At 70.1% G+C, this 6,839-nt stretch carries 6 protein-coding genes and 1 pseudogene; 2 read left to right on the plus strand and 5 right to left on the minus strand.

Going from position 1 to position 6,839, the window contains the following annotated elements; translation table 11 throughout:
• The 3 genes from WU80_RS23515 to WU80_RS23525 form a co-directional block, all read right to left on the minus strand.
• Positions 1-1,092, minus strand: a 1,092-nt coding sequence (locus WU80_RS23515; protein ID WP_055405866.1) for a hypothetical protein, incomplete at its 3' end; no start/stop codon positions are given.
• A 140-nt stretch (positions 1,093-1,232) separates the two neighbouring features.
• Entirely contained in the window at positions 1,233-3,146 is a 1,914-nt protein-coding gene (locus tag WU80_RS23520; protein ID WP_055405441.1) for an Hsp70 family protein, read from the minus strand.
• Between the two features lie 157 nt (positions 3,147-3,303).
• A complete protein-coding gene (locus WU80_RS23525) occupies positions 3,304-4,521 on the minus strand; it encodes a hypothetical protein (RefSeq protein ID WP_055405442.1) in 1,218 nt (405 codons plus the stop codon).
• A 38-nt stretch (positions 4,522-4,559) separates the two neighbouring features.
• Here WU80_RS23525 and WU80_RS23530 point away from each other — a divergent pair, with 38 nt between their 5' ends.
• Positions 4,560-5,186, plus strand: coding sequence for a TetR/AcrR family transcriptional regulator (locus tag WU80_RS23530; protein WP_055405443.1), 627 nt, complete (start codon positions 4,560-4,562; stop codon positions 5,184-5,186).
• Between the two features lie 78 nt (positions 5,187-5,264).
• A complete protein-coding gene (locus WU80_RS23535; protein WP_197281337.1) occupies positions 5,265-5,738 on the plus strand; it encodes a nuclear transport factor 2 family protein in 474 nt (157 codons plus the stop codon).
• 4 nt (positions 5,739-5,742) lie between these two features.
• On the opposite strand, the gene WU80_RS23540 is transcribed toward WU80_RS23535, so the two are convergent.
• On the minus strand, positions 5,743-6,399 hold the full coding sequence (locus WU80_RS23540) for a L,D-transpeptidase (protein WP_055405445.1): 657 nt from the start codon (positions 6,397-6,399) through the stop codon (positions 5,743-5,745).
• Between the two features lie 54 nt (positions 6,400-6,453).
• Positions 6,454-6,818: pseudogene (locus WU80_RS23545) on the minus strand (phosphatase PAP2 family protein); the annotation flags it as partial.
• Positions 6,819-6,839: the final 21 nt, after the last annotated feature.

Here is a 6,839-nt window from a genome sequence, read left to right on the forward strand (position 1 = left end):
ATGTGTATAAGAGACAGCCTGCGGCGCGGCCACCGCGGTGGGCGGCGGCGCGGGCGCGGGCGGCTGCGCCTGCGGCGGCGGGCTCGGGGCCTGGGCGGGCGCCTGCTTGGCGGGGGTGGCGACGCTGACCCGGGGCTGCTGCTCATCGGAGGCGGACTGGTCGGGGGTCAGCGAAAACAGCACCACCCCGGCGACGGCGGCGGCGATCGCGGCCAGCGCGCTTCCGGCGAGGAACATCGGCCGGCGCCTGCGGGGGACGACCTCGTCCTCGTCGCCGACGGCGCTGTAGGCCAGCGCGCCGGCGTCCGCGTTGCCCCAGACGTCGAGGTAGGTCGGCGCCACCGCACGAGGACTCAACTCCCCGGTGCCGGGGTCCAGCGCGTAGGCCAGGGCCGCCGTGGACGAGGCGAACAGCGGGGCGTTCGCCGAGGCCAGCGCCGCCCCGCGGGCCAGCGCCATCTCCGGCTCCTCCGGCGCCGTCACCTCGAGCGGGCTCGCCGCCTCGAGCGCGGGTTTGACCGGGACGATGTCCGTGCCGCAGCCGATCAGGAAGACGCCGTCCGCGCGCGTCCCCCGTTCGGTGAGGCCGGTGATCATCGCCGCCAACTCGGCGGTAATCGAACGCTGGGGGGCTGCCAGCTGCTGGCGGTGCAGGTCGACGATCGAACCGTCGGCGACGTCGACCACGGCCAGCGTCGCCGCCGCCGGCTCGACGAACAGCATCGCGATGCGTTCGTAGTCGAGCGCGGCGCCGAACGTCTGGGCGAGCGCGGCCGCGGCCAGTAGCGGGGACACCAGCATCACGCCGCCCATGCCCTGGCGGGCCATCGCGTCCCGCAGCGCGCCGACACCGGCGGCGTCCGTCCAGGTCACGCCGGTCGACTCCAGGTGGTAGCCGCCGGCGAGCGCGCCTTCGCGGGTGCCCTCGATCGCCGCCAGCACTTGCTCGACCGCACCGGCGGCCCCCGGGTCCGTGCCGGCGGCGACCTCGAACTCGTCCTGTTCGACGGTGACGCCGTCGGCGTTCTGGCCCTCGATGACCACCAGGCGCACCGTTTCGGGGGCCATCGAAACCCCCAGCACGATGTCCACGCATGCCTCCACAGTCCGCTGATTTGCTCGCTGACTTGTTCCGGCCCCCCATGAGGCAATACCGGATAAACCCCGCCCGACGGGGCGAATTCCACGCTACCCGCGCCGGCGCAGACGCGCTCGGCAGCGGGGTCTCGCGGCTAGTAGCCCGGGCTCAGGAAGGGGTTCTGCGAGTTCTGCGGATACTGCGGGTACTGCGGGTACGGGGTGTACTGCGGGGCCGGCGCCTGCGGGGCCTGCGTCTGCGGAACCTGGACCGGTATGGGCACCGGCAACAGCGGCACGTGGATCCACTGGGTGGTCATCGGCACCGTCGTGCTGGTGGTCGTCGTCGTCGACGGCGGGGGCGGCTCGCTCTCGGTCGTGGTCGGCGGCGGCGGGGGCGTCGTCATGGCCGTCGTCGTCGGCGCCTGGGTCACCGGCGGCGCAGTGTGCCGCGGGGTGTAGACGGGCGGCGCCTGCGTGGTGACCACCACCGGCGGTGGTGGCGGCGGTGGTGACGGCGGCGGTTCGGGCGGCGGCGCCGGGCTGGGCACCGGCGCGGCGCTGGGCGGGACCGGCACGGCCGTCGGGGGCGGCGGCGCGACGGTGCGCGGAACCAGCGGGCTGGCCGGCGGGGCGGGCCGGGGCGCGACGCTGGGCGCCGGCGGGGCCTGACGGTTCTCGATGCCGGTCAGCGTGTAGGCGACACCGCCGATCGCCGTCATGGCCACCAGCGCGGACATCCCGATGATCAACTGCGACAACCGAAGGCGGCGCCACGGCCGGTCCGGGGCCGGGTCGATCACGTTCAGCCGCATCGACCAGCCGGACGGGCCGTCTTCGTCGTAGGTTTCGCCGCCGAACCGCACCCGCAGGTCGCCGGGGTATTCGGTCTGCGACCACGCCAGCTCGCGATCGGTCATCGCCTCGTCGTCGATCACCAGCACGTCGCCGGCGCCGAGGTCGACGACGTCGCCGGTGGCGTGCGCGGACGCGAGCAGGCCGATCGACGTCCGCGTGCGCAGGCTCAGCTCGTCCCCGCGGGCGGCCAGCTGCAACGCGCCGCACGCCGCCGCGAGGGCGGGCTGCGCCGGCGTCAGGACCGGCGTGCGTCCGTGCACCGAAAGCCGTTCGGCGACAAGCGGAATGTGCGCGCCCCCGCCGACGGCCACCACGGCCGCGAGGTCCGTCCAGCCCTTTCGGTAGCGCACCAGCATGTCGTCCAACGCGTAGATGAAGCCGGTCAGCCGGTCGGTCATCAGGTCTTCGAGGTCGTCTCGCCTGAGCGTGAGGCTGCACCGGCGCTCGCCGAGTTCGGCCGTGATCTCGGTGACCGCGTCGGTGGACAGCCGCTCCTTGGCCAACCGGCATTGCTCCCGCAGCTCGCCGAGCTGCCCCACGGCGGCGGTGCTGCCCGGGTCGATGCCGCTGCCCCGGCCCAGCTCCTCGAACACCCGCAGCAGCAGCTCCTGGTCGATCTCGTCCCCGGACAGGGCCGCGTAACGCATTGTCGCGCTGACCAGTTCGAAATCGCCCGCGACGTTGACCAGCGTGGCCGACGTGCCGCCGCCGCCGAAATCGAGCAGCCCCACCACACCGCCGTCGGGCAGGCCGAGCTCGGACTTGACCGCGGTCAACGACGCGATCGCGTCGGAGACCAGCCGCGGTGCCATGCCGCTGCGCACGAACCCCAGATGGGTTCGCAATCCGTCGCGCAGCGCCTGCACCGTAACGGGTTTCCAGTAGGCGGGCACGGCGATGGAGATGTCCGAAGAAGAGGCGTCCGCGCCGGCGGCGCGCACCATCCCGTCCAGCGCCTCCACCGTGAGCAGTTCCGGGTCATGCGCGGACCCGTCGGCCGACACCAGCGCCACCGAGTCGCCGATGCGCTCGACGAAGCCCCGCATCATCACGCCCGGCTCCGCCGGATACGAAGTCTCTTCGGGCACACCGACTTTCGGCGCACAGTGCGGATATAGGGTCAGCACCGACCGCCGGGTTACCGGTGGGCTTTCGTTACGCGCAGCGACCAGGTTCGTGGTCCCGATCGACAACCCGAGTGGGTCGTACATAGAGCGAAAACTTTCGTCTATAGGGGTCGGTGGCCAGCGTTAACCATAGCCGCGAACACGCCCAAAACCGATGGCTTGCAACGTCATCGGTATCCGGTCGATGCCACCTCGTCACCGAAGCGGTACCGCAGGCCCCTTGACAAATCCGCGCCGGTGCTTACACCACGGTCAGCGGCAGCGATCGCCTGGGTTCAAACTGGAATGTCGCTCCGCCACTGACTTTCGTTACCGACACCTCGGGCAGTTCGGCGGCCGCGGTGTCGGTTTCCACCAGTTCGGCGGTCCAGTCGGTGTTGGTGCCGCTGACCCGGACCCCGACGTGCGGGTCGACTGCGGTGGCAATCGCCTGCAGCGGCTGCACGGATTCGGGTGAGCACAGGGCGATCCAGGCGGCGTCGTCGTGGGCGGGTGAGCGGTGCACCACGAGCCGGTCGGCCGTTTCCGCGCGGACGTAGCCGGCGGGGTTGAGCAGCGGGTGCAGTTCGAGCACCTCGAGCACCCCCCGGACCCCACCCGGGAGCTTCAGCGCCCGGTGAATGCGTTCGGCGGCCACGCCCGCGATGCCGGTCAGGCCCTGGGTGCAGACCGTCACGGCCTGGGCGTCGTCGGCGGCGCGTGCGGTCACCGCGATGGCGAACGACAGGTAGAGCAGATGCATCTGCAGGCACACCTCGTCGGCCATCCGGACCAGCGCCGAATGCGAGAAGCCGGCGAAGTCGAAGTCGGACAGCAACGGTCCGGAGTAGTCCGCGTTGCCCTCGTCGGAGCGGTCGATCGGCTCGAGTTCCCATGTCGCGGCGCGGGTTTGGCGCACGATGTCCAGCGCGGGAATGCTTTGGGCCTCGGGGTAGGACTCGTCGATGATGACGGTCCACGCGCAGTGTGGGTGGCGATCCTTGGGTGTTCGCGGCGGCCGGTGGATGGGGCGCACCTGGGCGCGCGCGTTGGTTGCCACCGCGGTGGCGTCGAACGTCGGATCCTCGATGGTGTGGCACATCCCGAAGACGTACTTTTCCCCCATCGGCTCGACGTCGAGCAGCGCGCCGCAGTGGTCGAGCTGGAATTCGCCGTGCCACTTGTCGTGGACGGTGTAGCGGAAGTCCATGAATTGCGGCGGCGCGCCGATGTCGAGCTGCAGCCCCTTGAAGATGGTCGGCACGTCGTTGCCCTCGAAGTTGAGCGCCCGCTGCATGCGGCGGGTGTAGATGGGGCTGGCGCCCGCCCATTCCTCGATGGCGATCTGCACCATCTCCTCGCGGCCGAACGCGCTGATGCACCAGGCCATGCCCGAGCGGTCGATCAGCTGCCCGATCAGCAGCAGTTCGGGGACCAGCACGGCCAGCTGCTCGCGGGTCAACCGCGCGTATCGGCTCACCGGCCAAAAATAGACTCGGCTATGTTATAAAGTCAACAATGTCCGTTGTCGCAGGTCAGGCCGGAGGCTCGGTTGGCCCCACCCGGCGCACCACCGCGCCGCGCAAGCGCGGTGACGACACCCGCGCGCGGATCATCGACGAGACCGTCCGCTGCATCACCGAGGAAGGCTTCGCCGCGGCGACCGCCAAACACGTGGCCGAGCGCGCCGGCGTGACCTGGGGGGTGATCCAGTATCACTTCGGCGATCGCAACGGCCTGTTGATGGCAGTCGTGGACGACGGGGTGGACCGGCTGATCGACAGCCTGTCGTCGGCCGACGTCAGCGAGTTGCCCCTACGGGAGCGCATCGAGGTGGTGGTCGACACCGCGTGGGCCTGCTACAGCAGCCCCACGTCGATGGCGGCGTTCGAGATTCTGCGCGCCACCCGCGGCGGGCCGGGCGAGTCGCCGCGCCGGCACCTGCTGGAGATTAACGACGCCATCGGCCAGTTGGGGCGGCTGATCACCGACGATCCGGCGAATGCCGGTGTGGCCGAGGTCATCTGGGCCACCTTGCGGGGCGTGGTGTTGGTGCGGATGGTCACCGGGACCGCGATCGACTGGAGCCTGGAGCGACGGGCCCTGATCGACATGGTCACCCGCCACCTCTCCGACGGCCGGTGACCGTGCTTTACGTCTCGGCGACGCCGGCCCGTCGATGCGAGCGCAGCGGGCCAATCACCCGTGTGCTGCAATGACCTGATGACCCCTCACGATCTCGCCGACATCGAAGCCATCAAGCAGGTCAAGTACCGGTACCTGCGCGCGCTGGACACCAAGCACTGGGACGACTTCGCCGACACCCTCGCCGAGGACATCAAGGCCGACTACGGCCCGTCGCTCGGCAACGAGTTGCACTTCACCAACCGCGACGACCTGGTCGAGTACATGCGTACGTCGCTGCCCGCCAACGTCATCACCGAGCACCGGGTGACCCATCCCGACATCGTCGTCGACGGCGACACCGCAACGGGCAGTTGGTATTTGCAGGACCGGGTGATCGTCGCCGACCTGAACTTCATGCTGATCGGCGCCGCCTTCTACCGCGACACCTACCGGCGCACCGATGCCGGCTGGAAGATCGCGGGAACGGGGTACGACCGGACCTACGACGCCACAATGTCGTTGGAGGGCATGAACTTCGCGCTCAAGCCCGGGCGCGCGCTGGCCACCTGAGGCGCTACTTGGTGATCGCGATTACCGCGCCGGGCCGCAGCCATTTCATGATCGACACCAGCTGAGCGTCGTCGACGGCGACGCAGCCCTCGGTGGGTTTCCCGTCGGTGGTGTGGAAGAAGAACGCCGCGCCGCCGCCCGGGGTCTTGTTCTTGTTCACGCCCATCACGACCGCGTGCTTGTACTGCGGGATTTGCAGGTTTTCACTTTCGGCGGTGTTGAACGGGCACTGCGCCTTCTGGCACACCTGCATGGAGTTGAAGGTTGGGCTGTGGTCGTCGCCGCTCCACCAGTGGTTCGGCCCCACCTGGGTGTAGGGCAGGCCGGTGCCGGGGTTGGGCGCGGTGCCGAAGGCGGAGTCCAGGGTGTAGACGCCCATCGGGGTGGCCGGCACCCCGCTCTTGGCCTGGGGCGCCATGCCCGCCGAACCGACGTGGGTGGGGATGCCGGTCCGCAGCGCCTCCCAGCCGGCGGCGGTGCGCTGGTAGATGTCCATGGTCGCGTTCGATCCGCCGGTGCTCATCACCGAAACCACCTGCGTGGCATCACCGACCGCGTTCGCAAACCAGGGGGCCCCGGCCGCGCCGCCAACCGGCGCCAGGGCCAGCGCCACGAGAAATGCGCACGCCGAAGCGAACAGCGAAGCGAGCAGTCGGCGCATGACCTCAATCGTCGAACCCGCTGGGCGCGGGGTCAAGTAAAGCTTTCGACCCGGTTAGGTCACCGCGCCGTGACCAAATCCTCGGTGTCCCACGGTCTTCGGGAGAACGCGCCGGTCGGCGGCCGAATCACCGTGATACACAACAGGAAATACAGGTAGCCCAGCGCCCAGCCGGCCAACACGTCGGACGGGTAGTGCACGTTCAGCGCCACCCGGGAAATCCCCGCCGCCAACGCGATCAGCACGACCACCGCGATCGCGACACCGCGCACCGCCCCGCGGATCGCCGGCAACGCCAGGCTCAGCGCCGCGAGCAACGCGGCCGTCACCTCCAGCGCGTGCCCGGACGGAAACGACGTTTCGGCCGCGGCCACCAGCATGGTCGACGGCCGCGGCCGGTCCGCCAGCGCCTTCGCCGCCACCGCTGTCTCTTATACACA

This window comes from Mycobacterium sp. UM_11 (assembly GCF_001414075.1).
Taxonomy (GTDB): Bacteria; Actinomycetota; Actinomycetes; order Mycobacteriales; family Mycobacteriaceae; genus Mycobacterium.